At 58.4% G+C, this 20,764-nt stretch carries 15 protein-coding genes and 1 tRNA gene; 4 read left to right on the top strand and 12 right to left on the bottom strand.

The features are described from left to right. The first annotated feature begins 72 nt into the window (after window positions 1-72). Entirely contained in the window at window positions 73-1,023 is a 951-nt protein-coding gene (gene cbl, locus ACQG0S_RS14070; protein ID WP_003859532.1) for an HTH-type transcriptional regulator Cbl, read from the top strand. A 99-nt stretch (window positions 1,024-1,122) separates the two neighbouring features. Here the strand turns inward: cbl and ACQG0S_RS14065 are convergent. The 6 genes from ACQG0S_RS14065 to ACQG0S_RS14040 form a co-directional block, all read right to left on the bottom strand. Then, a tRNA-Asn gene (locus tag ACQG0S_RS14065) sits at window positions 1,123-1,198 on the bottom strand. A gap of 167 nt (window positions 1,199-1,365) precedes the next feature. Beyond that, window positions 1,366-3,555 (bottom strand): TonB-dependent siderophore receptor, encoded by a 2,190-nt coding sequence (locus ACQG0S_RS14060; RefSeq protein ID WP_048966154.1) that lies wholly within the window; start codon window positions 3,553-3,555, stop codon window positions 1,366-1,368. Window positions 3,556-3,581: 26 nt separating this feature from the next. Beyond that, a complete protein-coding gene (locus ACQG0S_RS14055; protein WP_426750520.1) occupies window positions 3,582-4,907 on the bottom strand; it encodes a lysine N(6)-hydroxylase/L-ornithine N(5)-oxygenase family protein in 1,326 nt (441 codons plus the stop codon). After that, a complete protein-coding gene (gene iucC / locus ACQG0S_RS14050) occupies window positions 4,904-6,646 on the bottom strand; it encodes an IucA/IucC family protein (protein ID WP_048966156.1) in 1,743 nt (580 codons plus the stop codon). Before iucC ends, ACQG0S_RS14055 begins: the two co-directional genes overlap by 4 nt. Beyond that, entirely contained in the window at window positions 6,643-7,590 is a 948-nt protein-coding gene (locus ACQG0S_RS14045) for a GNAT family N-acetyltransferase (protein ID WP_048966157.1), read from the bottom strand. Before ACQG0S_RS14045 ends, iucC begins: the two co-directional genes overlap by 4 nt. Continuing rightward, window positions 7,590-9,332 carry an IucA/IucC family protein gene (locus ACQG0S_RS14040; protein ID WP_069596740.1) on the bottom strand — a complete coding sequence of 581 codons (1,743 nt, stop codon included), beginning with the start codon at window positions 9,330-9,332 and terminating at the stop codon, window positions 7,590-7,592. The genes ACQG0S_RS14045 and ACQG0S_RS14040 overlap by 1 nt, the downstream gene beginning before the upstream one ends. A 138-nt stretch (window positions 9,333-9,470) precedes the next feature. On the opposite strand from ACQG0S_RS14040, the gene ACQG0S_RS14035 reads away from it, so the two are divergent. After that, entirely contained in the window at window positions 9,471-10,679 is a 1,209-nt protein-coding gene (locus tag ACQG0S_RS14035) for an MFS transporter (RefSeq protein WP_048966299.1), read from the top strand. Here the strand turns inward: ACQG0S_RS14035 and mtfA are convergent. Next, entirely contained in the window at window positions 10,676-11,473 is a 798-nt protein-coding gene (mtfA, locus tag ACQG0S_RS14030) for a DgsA anti-repressor MtfA (RefSeq protein WP_022648578.1), read from the bottom strand. The two genes, ACQG0S_RS14035 and mtfA, sit on opposite strands and share 4 nt — an antisense overlap. Before the next feature lie 266 nt (window positions 11,474-11,739). Here mtfA and ACQG0S_RS14025 point away from each other — a divergent pair, with 266 nt between their 5' ends. Beyond that, window positions 11,740-12,642 carry a LysR family transcriptional regulator gene (locus ACQG0S_RS14025; protein WP_023300505.1) on the top strand — a complete coding sequence of 301 codons (903 nt, stop codon included), beginning with the start codon at window positions 11,740-11,742 and terminating at the stop codon, window positions 12,640-12,642. Here ACQG0S_RS14025 and ACQG0S_RS14020 read toward each other — a convergent pair. The 3 genes from ACQG0S_RS14020 to ACQG0S_RS14010 form a co-directional block, all read right to left on the bottom strand. Next, entirely contained in the window at window positions 12,614-13,402 is a 789-nt protein-coding gene (locus ACQG0S_RS14020; RefSeq protein WP_048966300.1) for a substrate-binding domain-containing protein, read from the bottom strand. The genes ACQG0S_RS14025 and ACQG0S_RS14020 overlap by 29 nt on opposite strands. A gap of 6 nt (window positions 13,403-13,408) precedes the next feature. Continuing rightward, window positions 13,409-14,710 carry an MFS transporter gene (locus ACQG0S_RS14015; RefSeq protein ID WP_023300503.1) on the bottom strand — a complete coding sequence of 434 codons (1,302 nt, stop codon included), beginning with the start codon at window positions 14,708-14,710 and terminating at the stop codon, window positions 13,409-13,411. Window positions 14,711-14,970: 260 nt separating this feature from the next. Then, window positions 14,971-16,266 carry a serine hydrolase domain-containing protein gene (locus ACQG0S_RS14010; RefSeq protein ID WP_048966301.1) on the bottom strand — a complete coding sequence of 432 codons (1,296 nt, stop codon included), beginning with the start codon at window positions 16,264-16,266 and terminating at the stop codon, window positions 14,971-14,973. A 95-nt stretch (window positions 16,267-16,361) separates the two neighbouring features. Between ACQG0S_RS14010 and ACQG0S_RS14005 the strand changes: the two genes are divergently transcribed. Continuing rightward, complete coding sequence (locus ACQG0S_RS14005; RefSeq protein ID WP_048966302.1) at window positions 16,362-17,267, top strand: LysR family transcriptional regulator; 906 nt, start codon at window positions 16,362-16,364, stop codon at window positions 17,265-17,267. Here the strand turns inward: ACQG0S_RS14005 and fumA are convergent. Next, window positions 17,256-18,905 (bottom strand): class I fumarate hydratase FumA, encoded by a 1,650-nt coding sequence (fumA, locus tag ACQG0S_RS14000; RefSeq protein WP_023300500.1) that lies wholly within the window; start codon window positions 18,903-18,905, stop codon window positions 17,256-17,258. The two genes, ACQG0S_RS14005 and fumA, sit on opposite strands and share 12 nt — an antisense overlap. A gap of 52 nt (window positions 18,906-18,957) precedes the next feature. Next, a complete protein-coding gene (locus ACQG0S_RS13995) occupies window positions 18,958-20,466 on the bottom strand; it encodes an anion permease (RefSeq protein ID WP_072201094.1) in 1,509 nt (502 codons plus the stop codon). Between the last annotated feature and the right edge of the window lie 298 nt (window positions 20,467-20,764).

The raw sequence follows: 20,764 nt of genomic DNA, 5'->3' as shown, positions 1-20,764 counted from the left end.
GGTTTTTATTATTTGTTCTTCAGCCCGGCTGACTCTAACAATAGCCTTATGTCAGATGCGCCGGAGTGAATCGTGAATTTCCAGCAACTTAAAATTATTCGTGAGGCGGCCAGGCGGGATTACAACCTGACCGAGGTCGCCAACATGCTTTACACCTCCCAGTCAGGCGTCAGCCGACATATCCGCGAGCTTGAGGAGGAGTTAGGCATTGAGATTTTTATCCGTCGCGGCAAGCGCCTGCTGGGCATGACGGAGCCAGGCAAGGCATTGCTGACCATCGCTGAGCGCATTCTCAACGAGGCCAGCAACGTTCGTCGGCTGGCAGATCTCTTTACCAACGACGCGTCAGGTGTGCTGACAATCGCCACCACCCATACGCAGGCGCGCTACAGTCTTCCGACCGTTATCAAAGCATTTCGTGAGATTTTCCCGGATGTACGTCTGGAACTGATCCAGGGCACGCCGCAGGAAATCGAAGTGCTGCTGCATAACGGTGGGGCAGATATTGGTATCGCCAGTGAACGGCTGAGCAACGACCCGCTGCTGGTGGCGTTCCCGTGGTTCCGCTGGCATCACAGCCTGCTGTTACCCGCCGATCACCCCCTGAATCAGGTTTCGCCGTTGACGCTGGAAGAGATCGTCAAATGGCCGCTGATTACCTACCGGCAGGGCATTACCGGACGCTCGCGCATTGATGAAGCGTTCAAGCGTAAAGGGCTCACACCGGACGTGGTGCTGAGCGCGCAGGATTCCGACGTGATCAAAACCTACGTCGAGTTAGGGCTGGGGATTGGCCTGGTGGCCGAGCAGTCTGGCGGAGAATATGAAGCCGGAAATCTGGTGCGCCTGGATACGCGTCATCTTTTCGACGCGAATACCGTCTGGCTGGGGCTAAAGCGCGGGCAGCTTCAGCGCAACTACGTGTGGCGATTTATCGAGTTGTGCAATGCAGGGCTGTCCGTGGATGAGATCAAACGCCAGGTGATGGAGCCGGAAGAGGTGGCGATTGATTATCAGATTTAGTCGCTAATCAGTAGGCCGGGTAAGGCGCAGCCGCCACCCGGCAAATTTACCGAACCCACAAAAGCAAAAAGCCTGCTTTAAAAGCAGGCTTTTCAAATTTGGCTCCTCTGACTGGACTCGAACCAGTGACATACGGATTAACAGTCCGCCGTTCTACCGACTGAACTACAGAGGAATCGTGTGAACGAGGCGCATATTATCGACCTCAGTGCGCCTTGTCAAAGGGGAAAACACCGTTTTTGTTCGTTTGCCGACAATTTCAGCAAACCGATGATTTAATAGCAAATTTGCTTTCAAATTGCACAGCAAATCGCGCCGCCCGCAGACAGGCGGCGCGCAGGATCAGAACAGAACGGAGTAGTTCAGACCAAACGTACGGCCACGGCCTTTATAAGTATAAAGACCCGGTGCACCGTAGGTTGGACTATACAGCCCCGGTGCGCGCTGGCCCCAGGCGGTGGTGTAGTCTTTGTCCAGCAGGTTCTCCACGCTGAAGCTGACTTTGCCCACCGGCAGGGCGTAGCTACCCAGGAAATCAACGGTGTTATAGCCATCAATCTTCTTACCGTCGGCGTCAGACACGTCGAAGGTTTGTGTGCTCTGCACGCGCAGGGCCCAGTCGCCCGGCGCCCAGTTCACCCATGCGCTGGCTTTCGACGGGCTGGCGCTGTCGACCGTCAGCTTCTCCCATTTCCCGTTTTCACGCGTTTCGGACTTGATGGCGTTAAAGTTCGCCCCGGTGCTCCAGTCGCTGTCGGTGAAGAAATAATCCACCTGGCCTTCAATCCCGTAGATACGACGTTTGTCGTCTTCCAGGTTGATGGTCATGTCGCTCTTGTTGATGGTGATGGTTTTATCCGAGAGCGAGTAGTAGGCCGCCACCTGGGTACGCAGGTTATCGCCGGTGAAGCGCCAGCCCAGCTCGTAAGCATTGACCTTAATACCGTCCAGCGTTGAGTCGTTCACGTTCACGCTGTTTTGCAGGCGATAGTGACCATCGACCAGCTGATAGGTGCCGGAGCCGTAGTACTTCGCCAGGTCCGGAATTTCGAAGCCCTGGGAGAAGTTAAACCACAGCTGTTGCTGTTCGGTCAGACGTCCAAGGATCCCGGCGTTAAACAGGAAGTTGTTGTAGTCGGTTTTCCCGCCCGGCACCGCGTCAGCGGAGGTGGCTTTGCCCGTGGCGATTGCCTGCTGCTGGGCGTAACCGACAAAATCGTCCACCTTGTTTTCGGTGTACTGGTAGCGCACGCCGCCGCTCAGGGTGATAGCGTCAATGTCATAGCTGGCTTGCAGGAACGGCGCGAGGTTGGTAATGCTGTATCCCGGGTAACGGCCCACGTTGTAGGCGTTGTCCAGCTCCATGCCGCCGCTCGCCGCTGCTTTGCTTAAGTCGAAGAACTGCTGGTTGGCGTCGAACGTTTCGTGATCGGCATCCACACCCCAGGTGAGGGTCAGGTCATCCATCGGCTTGCTGTTCAGCGTCAGCTTGCCGCCGTAAAAATCGGTTTTCTGCTGGGACGCGCCAATGCTGGTCACCGCGCCTTTGCTCAGCGTCGGGAACGGGTAGTAGGTCAGGCTCTCATCACGGTAGTAAATCTGCGCAACCAGATCCTGCCCCCAGAAGTCGGTGTTCGAGTACTGCAGGTTGATCAGGTGACGCTCTGTGCCCGGGATACGGTCAGAGTCCAGGTTGTCTTTGTTATAGGCTTTGGCATCGCCCGTGACCGCAGCGAAATTCTCTCCGAGGAACAGGCCGTGCTTGCCGTCGGATTCGCTCTTGTAGTACTGGGTGGTTAACTGGAGCTGCTGATGATCGTCGATGTTGATGGTGCCCGTTCCCATCACGTCGATACGGTCGGAATACTGCAAGCCGGTCTGGGTGTTATCGATAATCACCTCGTCGCCGTTGCCGTCATACCAGCCGCCGTAGCGCTGATAGGAGACCGACAGACGTCCAGAGGCATTGTCGTTGCCGCCGCTCACGGCTGCTGAGACGTTCTCATCATGGTCGTTATGGCTGTTAAACCCGCTTTTTGCCCCGGTCTGGAACTCCACTTCGGTCTCCGGCTGGCCTTTTTTGGTGACGATGTTCACCAGACCGCCGGTACTGCCGCCGCCGTACAGCGAGGTGGCGCCGGAAATGACTTCGATACGGTCAATGTTGAACGGATCGATAGAGTCGAGCTGGCGGCTGTCGCTGCGGGACGAGTTCAGACGTACGCCGTCCACCATCACCATCATGGAGCGACCGCGCAGGTTCATGCCGTAGTTGGTACGTCCCTGGCTGCTGACGTCCATGCCGGGGATCAGCTGGGCCAGCACCTCTTTAATCTCTTTCCCGCCCTGAACCTGCTGCTCAATTTCCGCCCGCTCTATAACCCAGGTGGTTTGCGCCATCTCTGCCACGCTGCGATGTGCCCGGCTGGCAGAAACCACAATATCTTCTTCCTTTTGTTCTTCCGCCCACGCAGAGGTAGAAAGCATGGCAAGCAAGCACGGATTTAAAACCCAAAGATGAGAACGTTTCATTGTTATGTTGATCCTGAATGTGTGTGTCAGTACTCGGTGGTCTTCATTAATGATTTAAAAACCTGGCTGCTCTCCGGGCTGGTGGTGCTCCGCCAGTGGATCACGCCGGGGGTGGTTGCCAGTTCAAACGGCTCGTCATCGTGAGCGCGATTCAGAATTCGCGCCGCGCGCCAGGCCATCAGGCTGAGCTGGGGTTCGGCAATACCGAGACGGTGCATCCCGGCATTGACGGCAAACAGGCGGTTGCTCTGCGGGCCGTCCCATTCAAGGGTGAAATCGTTGTTGATGCAGAAGGCTTCATCCTCATCCAGACGCAGTCGGGAAGAGAGCGGGGCGAGAAACGCGGGCTGTACGGTGCGGTAGCCGGTGGCGAAAATCACCACGTCGCTCTCCAGCTGTTCGCGACCGCCGTCCAGGTGATGCTGGATGCTCAGGCGCTGCCCGTTCTCCTGGCGCGTCAGCGCCGTCACCGAGCGGGACGGCATCAGGTGCGCCCAGGGTTTTTCGCGCAGCACTTCGAAGCGGTGATACATAGCACGATAGATGGCCAGCAGCGACTCCGTGGTGATCCCGTCGGAGGTCATCTTCTGCTCCTGCAACATCTGGCGACGGGCGTCGTCACCGAGGGTGGAGAAGCTGTCCACATACTCCGGCGTGAAATACTCGTTAGCAAACGCGGCTTCATCCAGCGCGTTGTAGTTGTTGCGACGCGAGATCCAGTTGAGGCTCAGCGGCTGGCCCCATTCCCCACGGAAGATATTCAAAAACAGATCCGCACCGCTCTGGCCGCCGCCGACGACGGTGACGCGCTTGCCTGCTAAATCCGGCGTGCGCAGCATCATTTCGCTGGCGTGGAAGCAGGTGTCGTCCTGCGCGGTGACGCAGTCTGGCAGATTGATCTGCTTCCCAATCCCCACGCAGACGTGGCGCGCCAGGAAGCGATCCCGCTGGGTCACGACCTCAAACAGACCGTTTTGCTCATCAAAGCTGACCTGCTGCACCTGCTGGCAGAAGGCCAGATTAGTCAGGTTATCCGCCGCCCAGCACAGGTAGTCGGCAAACTCCTCGCGCGAGACGGTGCGCTGCTCGGTAGTGAGGAAACGGTAGAACTTTTTGCGCTGTACCAGGTAGTTCAGGAAGCTGTGGCGGTTGGTTGGCTCCACGGCGCTGACCAGATCCTTCAGGAAGCTGGTCTGCATATGGCAGTCCGGTACCATCATTCCCGGGTGCCAGGAGAAGTGCGGCTTGCGTTCAAGAAACAGCGAGCTAAAACCGTCCAGCCCCTCTGCCAGCGCGGCTATACTGAGGTTGAACGGACCGATACCAATGCCGATGAAATCATAGGTTTTCATTGCGCTGACTCCTGGGAGACCAGAAAAAGAGGGTTATCAAGATCGCAGACGTAGTTCGGCAGCATGCGGTTGCCGCCATCGTGTTCAGAGAAGGTCAGTTTGACCGGGTTGAGGATCACGCGAATAATCTGCGGCTTAAACAGGTCGAACTTCGCGAAGCGCGCCGCAAGATCCGGATGGGCGGCCATATAGCGACGTAACACCTGCGCCAGGATCTGATAGAAGCGGGTTTCGCTCACGCCGGTTTGCAGGGTGAGACGGGAAATAAAGCGCAGCACCGTGACAAAGTTGCCGGTTTGCAGGTCGTGGATGATGTAATCCGCACTGAGGCGTGCGGTGACGGCTTTTACCTGCTCCGGCAGGCTCTGCGCCTGCGGGAAATCCTCGTCCACCAGGCGCATGTCGCCCTGGAAATCCTTCAGCAGAATGCGCTGTGGGACGTAATCTTTCATCACCAGCGTGACGTTCTGGCCGTGGGCGATGAGCGCCACCCCGTAGCGGCAGAGCAGGTGATAGAAGGGGATCACCGTCGCCTCAAACAGCTTTTCCAGCCATGCGTCTGCGGTTAACCCCGAGCGTTTGATCCATGCGTCAATCAGCGGGCGCCCGTCGTTATCGGTTTCCATCAGCGCGGCCATCAGCACCGCCTGTTCGCCATCCTGTAAATAGCAGGATGGGTTCTCGCGCCAGATCACCCCCAGCATCTCCTGATAGCGGTACGGCGCCTCAGGCAATGCGGCATAACCCGGATGCGACAGATATCCGGCTGCGGGTTCGCCAAGCACCTGCGCCCCGGAGTGAATCAGCGTGGCATCGCTGGCGAACTGCTGCTGTAGCCAGCGCGAGGCCAGCGGACCGGCGGCAATATACTTGCCCGGAATACCGCGGTAGCAGGAAGTGTTGTAGATGGTCAGCGGCAGCTTGATGTCATAGGGCGCGCGACGGCTGGCGTTGGTCAGCGTGCGCAGGGACTGCTGCGCCAGATACTCATCGCCGAACTCTCCCAGCTCCACCATCTCACCGCGCGCGAGCTGTGCCAGGAAATGAATGGCAATTTTTTGCTGCCACTGCCACGGATGCAGCGGCACCGGCAGCCAGCTGTCGTCCAGATCCAGTTCCTGCCAGCGGGCGTCGAATCGGTTGCGCTCGGCATCGTCCATGGCGCTGGCGAGCAGGGTGTTGATATCGCAATCGGCGTCACTGCTCCAGACCAGACGATCGCGTTGCACGGCGACCCAGTGCAGACGAAAACGCCCGCGATATTCCGGCGCGTAAAGGCGCAGGGCATCCAGCCCCCAGCCGCGGCGTCCCTTGTTAAAAATAAACTTCGGGTGACCGCGCATCAGGCACTGTAGTTCGTCCGGGTTGAGGTGGATCAGCGCATCGGCATCCAGCGTGTCACGCGCCTGCAACAGCTGCATGTCGCCCCGCAGCGTGGCGTAGAGATCTTCCATGTGCTCCGCCGTTTGCGCGTCGCTCATCTCCAGCACGGTGGCCAGTTGCAGCAGCGCGTTTTCCGCTTCGACCGCCGCGCCGCTGGCGGTGGTCAGGGTATCAGGATCAATATGCAGCCAGCCCCAGATCCCACGCGTGGCGCTAAACTGCCAGGTCGCGTTGCCCATACTGATGCGCCAGTAGTCCGCCGAAACCGGCTCGGCGCGCAGGGTGCGTTCATATTCCAGTTCAGCGAGGATCTTCGCCACCATCTCGCGGTTCACTTTCTGCCAGAGCGCGTTCACAGTTCCACCTCATGGAAGAAGCGGTGACGCTCGCTCATGATGAGACGGGAGCGTTTGTGCGGGAAGTCGAACTCTTTCACCGTGTCGAAACCGGCGGGCGCCAGATGGCGGAACAGACGCTGGTTGTCGAAGCGCGGTTCCGCCACAATGCGCGCCGTACGCGGTTCATTGAGATACAGATAGTGGCTGAGGCCACGCAGCCAGCTGCGGATATACTGCGCCCCGCGCCAGTTCTCTTCGCCCACCAGCATATGTAGCCCGCGGTCAAACGGCTGCCAGCGGTAGTGGCGGCCAATGCGGTCTTCCGCCGCCCAGTAGAGTTCAAAATAGCCGAACGGCTGGTCGTCAAAACAGCCGATCACCGGGTAACAATAGGTCGAGTCGAGCTGACGGCGCAGGTAGTTTTCCTGCTCGGCCTGCGGGCCCGCCATCTCCCAGAAGGCGTTCACGCGTGGGGTGTTCATCCAGCGGGTAAAACGCTCGCCGTCCAGCGCCACGTCCGCCACGCGGAAGCTCAGGGTGCGCTTAATCTGCGGATCGTAACGGCGATACACTTCGCCCTGCGGACGATGAGGGCGCAGCGGGAAGTACAGCTGACGGCTTTCATCAAACTGCATTCCGCCGCTCGCCTGCGGACGTTCGCCTTTCAGCCACAGCGGCAGCTGCCAGAATATTTCGCGCGCCAGATAATCCCCGTTTGCGAGGCTAAACAGCGCCTGCGCCTGAGGTTCATCCTGCCAGGCGGCCCACGGCAGGGTAATGCCGGTCAGGGCGGGGGCGGCAACAAACAGCTGGTCGAGGGCGTCCACCAGCCAGCCGTCCGGGAGCCCGGCCAGACGCGCAAGGACCGCGCTGCCGTCAAGACCCAGCGTCAGCGGCAGGTTTTGTTCCATGGCCGTACAGCGAAAGCCGTAGCCGGAATGGACGATGTTCGCGTTTGCCATCACGCCTTCTCCTTATAAAACGGGTTGCTAAAGTCGAAATAGATCACCGCCGGATCGACGATGGTGTTTTCGTTGCGATCGTGCAGGTAGCAGAAGAAGTTGCCTTTGCAGTTCCAGGTCGGGCTGTCGAGCACATAATCAAGGCAGCGGGTCTGCTTCGCCGTCATGCGCAGTTTGGCCAGCGCGTCACGCACGCGGGGCATCAGGTTCTCTTCGCTGTCGAAGCCGGCAGCGGCGAGCGCGGCGGTGACGGCAAGGGTAGAGTTCAGCAGCAGGTAATAAGGGAAGTAGCGCAGCAGCTGGCTCTCACCGAAGCGGTTTTCCACCTCGGTTTCGCCTGCCTCTTTCAGCCACGCGTCGGCCCCTTCGGTCCAGGCGCTGCCCTGACAATCGCGGTAGATCAGCCCAACGGGGAAATCCTGCTGCATCTCAACGAGGATATTTTGCTGGTGCGCCAGCAGGACCAGACCGTAGTCCGCCTCGGCGCTGAACAGCGGAAGCAATACGCGGTCGCAGTAGGCGTCCAGCCAGCAGCGTGCGGCCTGGGCGAGCGGGAGATCCAGACGCTGGCTCAGACGGCGCACCGCCGCCGCCAGCAGGCTGTCGCCGCCGTCCGGTGCCGCCTGGGTCAGGCTCACCAGCACGTTGGTTTGGGTATCTGGCGTATCAAACAGCAGGTTGACGCGCAGGGCCATCAGGCTCTCTTCCTGAATGACGCCGCTTTCATCGCGCAGCCCGGCCCAGCCGTCTTCCTGCATCACGCGCATGGTCGGGTAGCGCGCCTGGAGTTCCTGCCAGCGTGCCGTTTTCGCCAGCCGCGCCAGGCGCATGCCGCGCTTAACTTCTTTGACCGACAGCGTGCGCACGGAGTTGGTCAGCCGCACGCTGAGGGAAAACTTAATCATGTCGCTATTGGTTTCGCTGTACAGCGAGCGGGAAGAGCTGGTAGGCAGCCACTGTGCGCCCGCCTCGCCAAGATCCCGCAGGGCGCCTTTTTCAACCAGACGCTGGCACCACGGCTGCTCCAGCAAATAGGCAGCCTGCCACGGATGCATCGGCAGCAGCCAACGGGTGTCGGTGAAGTGGCCGAGAAGATCCGGCGCACTCTGGGCCGCGAAGCGCAGCAGACGTTCACGCAGGGAGACGTTCAGGCTGTCCCCGGCAATCAGTTCATGCTCAACCGCAAACCAGCGCAGCGGGAAGCGCGAGGCGAAATCCGGCAGATAGCGGCGCGCCTCGGCCTCGTTAAACGGCTCGTGCGATTTTGGGGCAGGATGAAAAGCATGGCCGACCAGCAGCGCCTGTTCCGCTTCGGCAAAGGTCAGCGGCTTATCGCGCAGGTTTGCCCAGTTGTGGCGTAAATCAATGGCCTGCCAGGTGTGCGTATGGCTCTCCAGGACGCGCTGCTTAAAGCGCGCCAGCGTATCGGCGTCCAGAGCGCCTTTTACTGTCTCTTTTTCAAGGATGAAATCAATCAGTTGATGGAATGTGACCGTGTCACCGCCGTCGCTGTCGGCTTGAATCAGCGTGGCCGGGAAACAATACTGGTGATGCTGCGTGGGGGAGAAATAGCGTACCGGAACCCGGATGGCCTGGGTTGGTGAGAGCGGGATATGTATCTGCGATAACTCATCCGCACGGGTTGCGGGAAGATAGTGCCAGTCCTTCGTTTCGCGCAGCAGCGCGTTCAAAAAACACTGGGCCGCAACATCTGTACCGGCGGAGCGGGGCAGAGCACGCATAGATGTACCTCATTCCATGACTGATAATAATTCTCGTTATGATATTCATTCTGTTTACAGCCGCAACTATTTTTGCAATATTTGTTTTCATAAACTTCATAATTTCCACACATTTATTGACATTATCTTCACAATTCTATGCGCACCTGTACTGAGAACATCACAGACAATATGGCCCCGAAGGCAAACTGGCCCCTTGCACTGGGCGCCGGTTTATTGGGTATCGGACAAAACGGTTTGCTGGTCATGCTGCCGCAGCTGGTCTCCCTGACCGGACTGTCGCTCTCCGTCTGGGCCGGGCTGCTGATGTTCGGCTCGATGCTCTTTTTACCCGCATCGCCCTGGTGGGGACGCCAGAGCGAGCGGCACGGCTGTAAGGTCGTGATGCTGGCCTCGTTAGGCGGCTATCTGGCGAGCTTCGTCGTGATGGCGCTGGTGGTCTGGGCGATGGCCAACGGCGCGCTGAATGCCCTCTGGGGAATGGCGGGCCTGGTTCTGTCGCGCATGCTGTACGGCCTGACGGTATCGGGGCTGGTGCCTGCGGCCCAGACGTGGGCCATTCAACGCGCGGGGCTGGATAAAAGGATGGCGGCGCTGGCAACGATAAGCTCTGGCCTTAGCTGCGGGCGTCTGCTGGGACCGCCTCTGGCCGCGCTGATGCTCAGCGTCAGCCCGGTCGCACCGCTCTGGCTGATGGCGCTGGCGCCGTTTATCGCGCTGCTTCTGGTGCTGCGCGAAGCCGCCGATCCCCCGCTGCCGCCGGTGGCGCACCAGTCGACGCGGTTACAGGACTCTATGATGCCTTTCCTGCTGCTGGCGCTGCTGCTGGCGGCGCTGGTCAGCCTGATGCAGCTTGGTTTATCGCCGCATCTTCATCCGTTATTTAATGGCGATGCCGTGCAAATCAGCCATCATGTCGCCCTGCTGCTGAGCCTGGCCGCGCTGGCGACCCTGGCGGCGCAGTTTCTGGTGGTACGCCCGCAGCATTTTAGCCCGAGGGTTTTACTCTTAATTGCCGCGGTCTTGATGGTGGCGGGGCTTGGGCTGATGTGTCTCGCCAGTTTAGCCCTGTTCTACGTGGGCATTGTCATCACCTCGCTGGGTGCCGCCATGGCCACGCCGGGATACCAGCTTTTGCTCAACGATCGGCTGACGACGGGCAAAGGGGCAGGGGTGATCGCCACCAGCCATACGCTGGGGTACGGGGCCAGTGCGCTGCTGGTACCCGTGGTGACGCGCTTTTACGGTGAGCAGTTTTTGATTACTGCCGCATGGGGAATGGCGCTGCTGTTTCTCGCGGTGAGCGTATGGGTACGATCGACCGATCGTACCCCTGCTGAACATTAGTGGAACGGATGAGAGGAGGTGCTGGCTGCGTCCTCACTTTGCCGCAGACGCTGGAGCGGATCCTGCTGGTAAAACTGGCAGAAACGCTGCCACAGCGCCGGGAAGCGTGGGGCGAAAAGCTCAGGTGCGCTAAAGAAATACTCGGACAGCACCGCGAAGCACTCGGCGGGATCGGTCGCGGCATAGGCATCAATGCTGGCCGCGCTTTCACCCACCAGGTCTATCTCATCCTGAATGTTTTCCATCGCCGCGTGCAGGTCGTGCTCCCATCCCGCGACTTCACGCAGCGGGATCAGCGGCACGCCGCTGGCGCGATCGCCGTTGCGGGTATCCAGCTTATGCGCTACTTCGTGAATGATCAGGTTGAAGCCCGAGGCATCGAACGAGTCCTGAATATCCAGCCAGTTGAGGATGATCGGCCCTTGCTGCCAGCTCTGCCCGGACTGCACCATACGCTGGTTGTGCACCAGCCCGATGTCATCCTCCCACTCATCATCGACGATAAACGGCGCCGGGTAGATCAGCACTTCGTGGAAGCCATCCAGCCATTCGATACCCAGCTCCAGTACCGGTAAGCAGAAGAGCAGGGCGATGCGCGAATTTTTAAGCGGATCCAGTTCGAAGCCCTGTAGCGGCACAAGCCGTTTTTGCTGTAAAAAACGCTCGGCCAGCTGAATCAGCTTTGATTGCTCTTCAGGCAAGAGATTCGCCAGCACGGGGATCGCCAGAGCCTCATCCCAGGGCAGCGCCATATTTCGACCAGCTTCGTTCGTTTTCCAGGGCCACTTAATCATCGCTTTGCTCGTTACTCGCACGTGAACAAAATGGAAAGGTCAGGGGCTGTTAGCATGCCAACATACTCTGTTAAGCAGTATGACACTCCTCTTCGGCGGCATGCAGACTGGCAGCCTGTTTAAGAGGAATCCAGCCCGCATAAACTATCACTATGTGCCGTAAGGTTGATAGCGCTTTAGGGGTATCCCCTTCATTTTGTGAAGTATGTCGTACGCGGCTATGATAAATCTCTTCTTACCCTACCGTGCTTAAGGATCCCGTCAGTATGCCCGTCAATTTTGACCTCAACGATCTCTATGCCTTCCGCGCTTTACTGGAATACGGCAATTTCCGTCTTGCGGCGGAGTCTATCTGCCTTTCCCAGTCGGCGTTGAGTCGCAGAATTGAAAAGCTGGAGGCGGCACTGGGGACAAAACTGTTCGACAGAACCACCCGGCGCGTCACGCTGACTCTGTATGGACAGACCTTTGCCGACCGGTGCGGGCAACTGCTTGTCGACGTGGAGTCCATGCTTTCGGATATCGATAAGGCCAGCGAGGAGCGCACGGGATTAATCACCGTGGCGACGGTGCCGTCTGCCGCCTGTTACTTTATGCCGGATGTGATCCGCCGCTTTCAGTCCCGTTACCCCCGCGTGCGCATTAAACTTATCGACAGCAGCGCCGGAAATGTTATCGAGGCCGTCACCCGCGGACAGGCGGATTTTGGTATCTGCTTTGCCCGAAGTTTACAGCCCGACATCGAGTTTGTCCCGCTGGTGGAGGACGTCTACGTGGCCGCCTGCCGACGAGACAGCCCGCTTGCAAAAAGAAAAAGCCTGACGTGGCAGGCTTTTTATCAGCAGGATTATATCGGTCTGGATAAGACCTCCGGCAACCGCAATCTTCTCGACCAGCGGGTCGGACATATTCGGCCTGAGCGCCCCAGCATCTGTGAAACGCGGCACGTGACGACTATGCTCGGGATGGTTGAAGCCGGGATCGGCATTGCGGCCGTTCCCGCCATGTCAATGCCCCGCGCAGAGCATTCGCTGCTGACGTCGGTGCCTTTAACCGAGCCAGAGGTCAGGCGAACCGTGGGGTTGATTCGCCGCCGCGGGCGGATCCAGTCCTACATTGCTGCCGAACTCGAAACGCTGATCACCGAGCAGTATCGCGAGGTGCACTGACGGGCGTTAAGCCCGTTGCCGTAATGACGCTGGCCGCCTGTGGCGAGGAGAGAAAGGCCAGCAGCGCTTTTCCCTGCTCAGGATGGTCGGCCTTCTGCGTTACGGCTCCGGCGAAACGGGTAATGTACTGTATGTCGTCAGGCAACTTACCCACAAACGTCACGCCCGGGACCGGCAGAAGCTCGCTCACCTGCTGAAAGCCGAGATCGTATTTCCCTTTTGCCACTTCAGACGCCACCGGGATGCGCTCAACCCGGTGCGCTTTATTTTGGACCTGGCCGTCGATGCCCAGCTTACGGAACAACTGGCTCTCAACATACCGGCCGCTGGCGCTGTCGGAATAAGCCATGGAATGCGCCTTCAGCAGCGTTTGCCGCAGGGCGGGTACCGTACTGATATCCGGCACCGGCGCGCCCGCTTTGACGACCATCCCGACGGGCGAATCCGCCAGCTCCACGCGGGAGCCCGCCGCCGTCCTGCGATCCTGTTCCAGTTTCGCCAGCGCATCGCCCACCATAATCACCACGTCCGCTTTTTCGCCCCGGGCGAGCCGGGCCGGAATGGCCTGCGGTGTTTTGCCCATCGACGGGCCGGAGACCACAATGAGCCTGTCGCCGCTTTGCGCTTCGTACTGCGGCGTCAGCTTCTCCAGCGCCGCTTTGAAGCCGCCAGAAATCATCACCGTTACCTCCTGCGCAAGCGCGCCCGCGCTGAGGGTGGTGAAGGTCAGGGCGGCAATCACCGTTCTGAATGTAAGCATGAGGGATCACTCCTTAACGGCGGTTTGCAGAATTAACGTGCGACGACGATAGAGATAAAGCGTTGCCAGCAGGGCGCAAACGGCGGCAAAGCTCATCCAGTAGCCCGGGGAGGCTTTGTCGCCGGTGTACTCAATTAAGGCGGTAGAAATCACCGGCGTGAAACCGCCAAAGACCGCCGTTGCCAGGCTATAAGCCAGCGAGAAGCCTGCCACGCGCACCTCTGCTGGCATGATCTCCGTCAGGGCCGGGATCATCGCGCCGTTATACAGGCCGTAGAGGAAAGAGAGCCACAGCAGCACGGTCAGCATCATTGAGAAACTCGGGGCTGCCGCCAGCATCGTCAGTGCCGGATAGCTGGTCGCCAGCGCCAGCAGCGTCATGGCGATCAGCACCGGTTTGCGTCCGAAGCGGTCCGACAGCGCGCCGCCAATCGGTAGCCAGATGAAGTTAGAAATGGCTACCAGTAGCGTGACCAAAAGACTGTCCGAGGCGCTGAGCATCAGGACTTTTTTACCGAAGGTCGGTGCGTAAACGGTGATCAGGTAAAACGCGGTGGTGGTCATCGCCACCATCAGCATGCCCGCGATGACTACTGGCCAGTTGGCGAGCAGCGTTGTGAAGACCTGACGCATCGCCAGATGGTGGCGACGGGCGCTGAATTCCTCGGTCTCCTCCAGCTTGCGGCGCAGGAAAAAGATGAACGGCACAATCAGACAGCCAAACAGGAACGGAATACGCCACCCCCATTCGCGAATGGCACTCTCTTCCAGCACCATATTCAGCGCAAAGCCCATCGCCGCCGCAATCATAATGGCGACCTGCTGGCTACCCGACTGCCAGCTGGTGTAGAAACCCTTGCGGCCCGGCGTGGCGATCTCCGCCAGATAAACCGAAACCCCGCCCAGCTCGGCGCCTGCCGAAAAGCCCTGCAACAGGCGGCCGGTCAGCACCAGCAGCGGCGCCCACAGGCCAATGCTCTGATAAGAAGGGATCAGCACAATCAGAAAGGTTCCGGCGGCCATGATCGACAGGGTGACGATCAGCCCTTTACGGCGGCCCACTTTATCAATGTAAGCCCCCAGCACAATGGCCCCGATCGGACGCATCAGAAAGCCCGCGCCAAAGACGGCGAAGGTCATCATCAGCGACGCAAATTCACTGCTTGCCGGGAAGAACGTGTGGGCGATGTAGGTGGCATAAAAGCCGAACAGAAAGAAGTCGAATTGCTCAAGAAAGTTGCCCGACGTGACGCGGAAAATCGCGCCCGCTTTCGAACGAACCGTTGCAGGTGAGGTTGAGGAAACCATAATTATCTCCAGTTTTATAGTGACGTTATGCTCGTCTGTTTCTGAAAACTGGATCAGGAAGTGGAAATTGATAAGCGCAAATCGCGCATGGACTGATGCGTGTGGTGCATTAATGACAAAGCGTTGACCAGTATTTACATATTCAACAATAACTTAACATTTCAGTAATCTGTTATTTACCACATTTCGCTAAGTTGCTGATATATCAGTTTTGTGACACCGCGCAGGAGAGAAGCCAGGCGGGGCCTGGCTTGGGATTATCAGCGCAGCGCGTTGGCAATCGCGCTAAACATCAGCGACGCTTCCAGCGGCTGGGCGCTGAATGACGGCTCTGCCTGCGGCCAGGTGGACCACTGGACGATAACCAGTTTTTCTTTCTGATTAACCACGATCATCTGACCAAAAATACCCAGCGCCCACAGGGAATCCTTCAGCGAATTTTCGACTTTCGGCTCCACGTTTGTGGCGGTGGCCGGCACTTCGTTGTTCCACCACTGGTAGCCGTACAACCCCTTCGGATGCGCCTCGGACACCGATCCTTTGGCCTGTGTCCAGGCTGAGGACTGTTTCACCCAGCCCTCGGGGAGGATCTGCTTTCCGTCCGGCAGCGTACCGTTATGCAGGATAAACTCCCCGAAACGCCCCCAGTCTTCCAGCGTGGCGTTGAACCCATGCGCACCCACGTCGTGCTGGCCTTTGCTGTAGGCATGCCACACGCCGTCGCTCGCCATGCCGTACGGCTGCCAGATGCTTTTCTCCAGATACGCCGCGAGCGTCATGCCGGTGGCGCGCTCAAGCACATCGCCTAACAGCCAGGCGCCACCCGAGGAATAGGACCAGTTTTCACCCGCCGGGTGTTCACGGTGTAATCCTTTCACCAGGGTGCGCACGCAGTCGTAGGTGCCCGGTTTCGCTTCGCATTCGGTAAGCCGGGCGAAGTCTGACTGCGGGTTAGTGTAATCTTCGTTCCACGCCACGCCCGAGGTGTGGGTGATGAGCTGTTTTAGCGTTACGCCCTCCCAGGCGGTGCCTTTTAAATCCGGTTCGTACTGGGTGATGAGGTCGTCCAGTGAGTGGATTTTACCCTCTTTTATCGCAACGCCCACCAGCGCGGAAACCACCGATTTGCCCACGGAACGCGACGTCCAGAGCGTTGTGTTGGTATTGCCTTCTCCCAGGTATTTATAGGCCACTTTGCCATTTTTAAGCACCAGCATGCCGCTGACGTTCTGGCGTTTCAGGTAATCCTGAAGATTGTAAATCTTACCCTTCACCTGATAGCGGGCATCGGTGAGCGGTTTTTCTGCGGGCAGCAGCGGCGTTGCGTTGCCGTGGCGGAACACATCGCCCGCGTAGTTGCGGTAGTCATTGCGAAAGCCCACCACGCGATCGGCCTGGCTCCAGGTGAGCATGGTATGTGCGTCCGGGAGTCTGGCATCGAAAGGCGCCGGACAGGTCGTGAGGTCGGTACCGTTGCAGGCCGCCATGACGGCGGGCGAGAGCAGGCTGCTGACAACCAGCGCCGCGAGCAGTGTGCGGTTTGTTTTGATTTTCATATTTATCTCGTTTGGCTCAGGAAGGACTTCAGTTTAAGAACCTGCGGCCTATAATAAAAAACGCGTTATGGGGGAAAATCCCCCGGAAAAATCGCGTGGAGAATGACGTGGCATCACTGATCTATTCCTTTGCCCAACTTGAGGCGTTCACCGCCGTCGCTGAGCACGGCAGCCTGATGAAGGCGGCCAGTAAACTCGGCAAAGATCGTACAACCCTGCGGGATCTGATCGATTTTCTTGAGGATGGGCTGGGCTACGCTCTGTTCCTGCGGGAGGGGCGCAGCCTGCGCCTGACGCCGGAGGGGGAGCAGCTTCAGCGGCAGGCGCACCTGCTGATGCGGCAGGTCAAAGCATTTGAGGCGTTTGCCCGATCGGTGCCGGATAGTGCCACGCAGGACATTGCCCTCGTTTACGATCCGTTCACCCCCAGAGCTTTTTTACAGGCGCTGATTGCCACACTGGCGGCGAAAAAGATCCGCCTGAGCCTGACCAGCGCATCGCGCGATGAGGCGGAAGCCATGCTGGCGAACGGTCAGGCCGATCTGGGGATCTGCCAGGCGCGCAACCGCAGCGTGGGCAATGAGATGGAGTGGCGGGCGCTGGGGGCGATCGAAATGGATTTTTACGCCGCAACGGCGCTTTTTGCGGAGGTTGCGTCGCCGGTGTCGCTGCTCGACCTCTCTCTGGTTCCGCAGGTGATTATGCATGCCGCGTCAGACGAGCCGGTTGCCCGTCGCCTGCAAATTTCAGGGCACACGCTTTTCACTAACGAACTGGAGATGCTGCGCGGCCTGCTGGAGCAGGGCTGCGGCTGGGGGTTTTTGCCGACCCATCTTCACGCAACGCAGTGGAAAAATGTAAAAAGGCTGCCCACCGAAGTGGGCAGCCAGGGGATAAGCCAGACGATAGTCACCATCTGGAAGCCGGGCAGCGACAAGCGCGGGCTAATCAACGATACGCTCTCGCAGCTTCCGGCGTTATGGAAACGCTCAGCGCTGTGAACACCCTTTGCACTGTTTATTCTGGATCTGCTGGAAGAAGTCGTTGCCTTTGTCATCCACCAGGATAAACGCCGGGAAGTTCTCCACTTCAATTTTCCAGATCGCTTCCATACCCAGCTCCGGATAAGCGACGCACTCCAGGCTCTTGATGCTGTTTTGCGCCAGCACCGCCGCCGGGCCGCCGATGCTGCCGAGGTAGAAGCCGCCGTGTTTATGGCAGGCGTCCGTCACCTGCTGGCTGCGGTTACCTTTCGCCAGCATGATCATGCTCGCGCCGTGGGATTGCAGTAAGTCCACATAGGAGTCCATACGTCCCGCAGTGGTCGGGCCGAGTGAGCCAGACGCGTAACCTTCTGGCGTTTTGGCCGGGCCTGCATAGTAAATCGGGTGATCTTTGACGTACTGCGGCAGGGCTTCGCCGTTATCGAGCAGTTCTTTCAGCTTCGCATGGGCGATGTCGCGCGCCACAATAATGGTGCCATTCAGCGACAGGCGGGTGGAGACCGGGTGCGCGGAAAGCTGCGCCAGAATATCGGGCATCGGCTTGTTCAGATCAATGCTTACCACGTCGCCTTCTCCCTGCTGGCGCAGGGATTCAGGAATATACTGGCCCGGATTGTGCTCCAGCTTCTCAATCCAGATCCCGTTGCGGTTGATTTTCGCTTTGATATTACGGTCAGCGGAGCAGGAGACGCCCATGCCGATTGGACAGGAGGCACCGTGGCGCGGCAGACGGATCACGCGAATATCGTGCGCGAAGTATTTCCCGCCAAACTGTGCGCCAAGGCCGAGGTTTTGCGCTTCCTGAAGCAGTTCCTGCTCGAGCTGGACGTCGCGGAACGCCTGGCCGTGCGCGTTGCCTTCGGTTGGCAGGCTATCGTAGTAGCGCGCAGAGGCGAGCTTGACGGTTTTCAGCGTGGCTTCCGCTGAGGTGCCGCCGATAACGAAGGCGATATGGTAAGGCGGGCAGGCCGCGGTGCCGAGGGTCCGCATCTTCTCAACCAGATAATTTTTCAGCTTCGCCGGGGTGATCAGCGCTTTGGTTTCCTGATACAGATAAGTTTTGTTGGCGGAACCGCCGCCTTTCGCCATGCAGAGGAATTTGTACTCGTCACCATCCACGCTGTAGAGGTCGATCTGCGCGGGCAGGTTGGTGCCAGTATTCACCTCTTTATACATATCCAGCGCCGCATTCTGCGAGTAGCGCAGGTTGTCTTCAATATAGGTGTTATACACGCCCTGGCTCAGCGCGGCTTCGTCACCGCCGCCGGTCCAGACGCGTTGGCCTTTCTTACCCATAATGATTGCCGTGCCGGTATCCTGACAGGTGGGCAGCACGCCTTTCGCCGCAATCTCGGAGTTGCGCAGGAATTGCAGGGCAACGTACTTATCGTTCTCGCTGGCTTCCGGGTCGCTCAGAATAGCCGCAACCTGCTTCTGGTGAGAGGTGCGCAGCATAAACGCTGCGTCGTGGAAGGCCTGCTGGGCCAGCAGGGTCAACGCCTCTGGCTCGACTTTCAGCACTTCCTGACCGTCGAACTCGGCAACGGAAACGTGCTCTTTGGTCAGCAGATAATATTCGGTGTCGTCATGCGCGAGTGGGAAGGGGTTCTGGTAGATAAAGGGTTTGTTTGACATAGCTTGCTCCACAAAAATTTAACCGCCGGAGGAAATGTCCGGCGGTCAGAAATCAGAACATCATGGACATCCACGGGTAACCAATCAGCAGCAGAGCTGCCAGGAAAATGGCACCGAAGATGGTGCCGAGGCGCCAGTAGTCTTTGGTTGGCAGGTAGCCGCTACCGTAGTAAATCGGGCTTGGGCCCGTACCGTACGGGGTGATGATCCCCATCACGCCCAGCGAGGTCACCATCAGCAGGACGAACACTTCCATATTCATGCCCGGAATGGTGGAGGCGATGGTCAGCATCGCAGGCAGCAGCGCCGTGGTGTGCGCGGTGGTGCTGGCGAACAGGTAGTGCAGCAGGTAGAACGCCAGCAGCAGGACGATGGTGGCGACACCCGGAGAGATACCGCTCATCAGCATGCCGCCTTCTTTACCCAGCCAGCTGATAAAGCCGGTGGAGGAGAGACCATCCGCCAGTGCCACCAGGGTGGCGAACCAGACGAAGGTATTCCACGCGGCTTTGTTGCCGGTGATGTCGTTCCACTCCAGCACGCCGGTCCACAGCATCAGGCCAACGATCAGCAGGGCAGCCATGGCCGGTTCAATCCACGCCGCGGCGAAGATCCACATCAGCAGCGCGCAGCACACGAATACCAGCAGCAGGATCTCATTGCGCGACAGTTTGCCCAGTTTTTCCAGTTCGCGGGTCGCCCACAGTGGTACTTCATTGTTTACCTTCACTTCTGGCGGGTAGAACCAGTAGGCCAGTAGCGGCATGGTCAGGATCAGCAGGATACCCAGCGGCAGGAAGGCGAGGAACCAGGTCCCCCAGGAGATATCAATTCCAACGGTGCTTTTCACCAGCGCCAGTGCCAGCAGGTTAGGTGCCAGAGCGGAAAGGAACATCGAGCTGGTGATACAAGCCGCGGTGATTGCCACCCACATCAGATAGGAACCGATTTTGCGCGCGCTTGGGTCGTTGGGTTTTGAACCGTACAACGGCGGCAGGTTAGCGATAATCGGGTAGATGGTCCCGCCGCTGCGCGCGGTATTGGACGGGGTGAACGGGGCCAGCAGCAGGTCCGCGAAGGTAATGGCGTAACCGAGCGTCAGGCTGCGACGGCCCAGGTACTTCACCAGAATCAGCGCCAGACGGCGGCCGAAGCGGGTTTTGTCGTAGCCTGCGGCGAACATAAAGGCACCGAAGATCAGCCACACGGTGGAGTTACCAAACCCGCTCACCGCCCATTTAAAGGAGGCGCCCGCCAGCTTGAATTTCGGGTCAGCCAGCTGTTCGGGGCTAAAGAGCACCCACTGGCTGCATAGCGCAATCGCCACCACGCCGGTGAGGCCGATTACGGCGCCCGGCAGAGGTTCGAAAATCAACCCGACGATGACGCCAACAAAGATGGCGAAGTAGTGCCACGCATATGGCGGCAGCCCTTCCGGAACGGGGACAAACAACAGCAGGACGGCGACAATGACGGGCAGGGCCATCATCAGCAGGCGTTTTGCTGTTCCATTTGATGCCAGATTCGCCGCAGGAGGCGTTACAGCAGTTTTTGTTTTCATAGTATCACGTCTTAAGTTGTCAAAAATTCGTCGTACAGCGAAAACACAAATTCGATTGCTTTATTCGTTTTGCTTTTTTTAGTTATTTAAGGTGCGTTTTTGTGTTTTCAGTAATAGCGATTTAACGCATTATTGTTTGCGCTAAATAAAAAATGATGATGTTTTTATATTGCGCCTTTGGATGCCATTACTATTGATCGCGATCAAAAAAACAGAATTGAGGACGTAATTTTATACTTTTTATAATAACCACTCTGAGTAGTGTGGTTATTCGCTATTTTTAAGCATTTTATTTATC

Origin of the sequence: Enterobacter cloacae complex sp. 418I7, from assembly GCF_050030705.1 — a bacterium.
Lineage (GTDB): Bacteria > Pseudomonadota > Gammaproteobacteria > Enterobacterales > Enterobacteriaceae > Enterobacter > Enterobacter intestinihominis.
The sequence above is the reverse complement of the archived record's forward strand: the minus strand, read 5'-3'. Positions and strand labels throughout refer to the sequence as shown.

Excerpts from the sequence above, each read along its gene's own strand:
- ACQG0S_RS14060 (WP_048966154.1), bottom strand. The coding sequence starts at position 3,555 with ATGAAACGTTCTCATCTTTGGGTTTTAAATCCGTGCTTGCTTGCCATG.
- ACQG0S_RS14055 (WP_426750520.1), bottom strand. The coding sequence starts at position 4,907 with ATGAAAACCTATGATTTCATCGGCATTGGTATCGGTCCGTTCAACCTC.
- ACQG0S_RS14045 (WP_048966157.1), bottom strand. The coding sequence starts at position 7,590 with ATGGCAAACGCGAACATCGTCCATTCCGGCTACGGCTTTCGCTGTACG.
- ACQG0S_RS14040 (WP_069596740.1), bottom strand. The coding sequence starts at position 9,332 with ATGCGTGCTCTGCCCCGCTCCGCCGGTACAGATGTTGCGGCCCAGTGT.
- ACQG0S_RS14035 (WP_048966299.1), top strand. The coding sequence starts at position 9,471 with ATGCGCACCTGTACTGAGAACATCACAGACAATATGGCCCCGAAGGCA.
- mtfA (WP_022648578.1), bottom strand. The coding sequence starts at position 11,473 with ATGATTAAGTGGCCCTGGAAAACGAACGAAGCTGGTCGAAATATGGCG.
- ACQG0S_RS14025 (WP_023300505.1), top strand. The coding sequence starts at position 11,740 with ATGCCCGTCAATTTTGACCTCAACGATCTCTATGCCTTCCGCGCTTTA.
- ACQG0S_RS14020 (WP_048966300.1), bottom strand. The coding sequence starts at position 13,402 with ATGCTTACATTCAGAACGGTGATTGCCGCCCTGACCTTCACCACCCTC.
- ACQG0S_RS14015 (WP_023300503.1), bottom strand. The coding sequence starts at position 14,710 with ATGGTTTCCTCAACCTCACCTGCAACGGTTCGTTCGAAAGCGGGCGCG.
- ACQG0S_RS14010 (WP_048966301.1), bottom strand. The coding sequence starts at position 16,266 with ATGAAAATCAAAACAAACCGCACACTGCTCGCGGCGCTGGTTGTCAGC.
- fumA (WP_023300500.1), bottom strand. The coding sequence starts at position 18,905 with ATGTCAAACAAACCCTTTATCTACCAGAACCCCTTCCCACTCGCGCAT.
- ACQG0S_RS13995 (WP_072201094.1), bottom strand. The coding sequence starts at position 20,466 with ATGAAAACAAAAACTGCTGTAACGCCTCCTGCGGCGAATCTGGCATCA.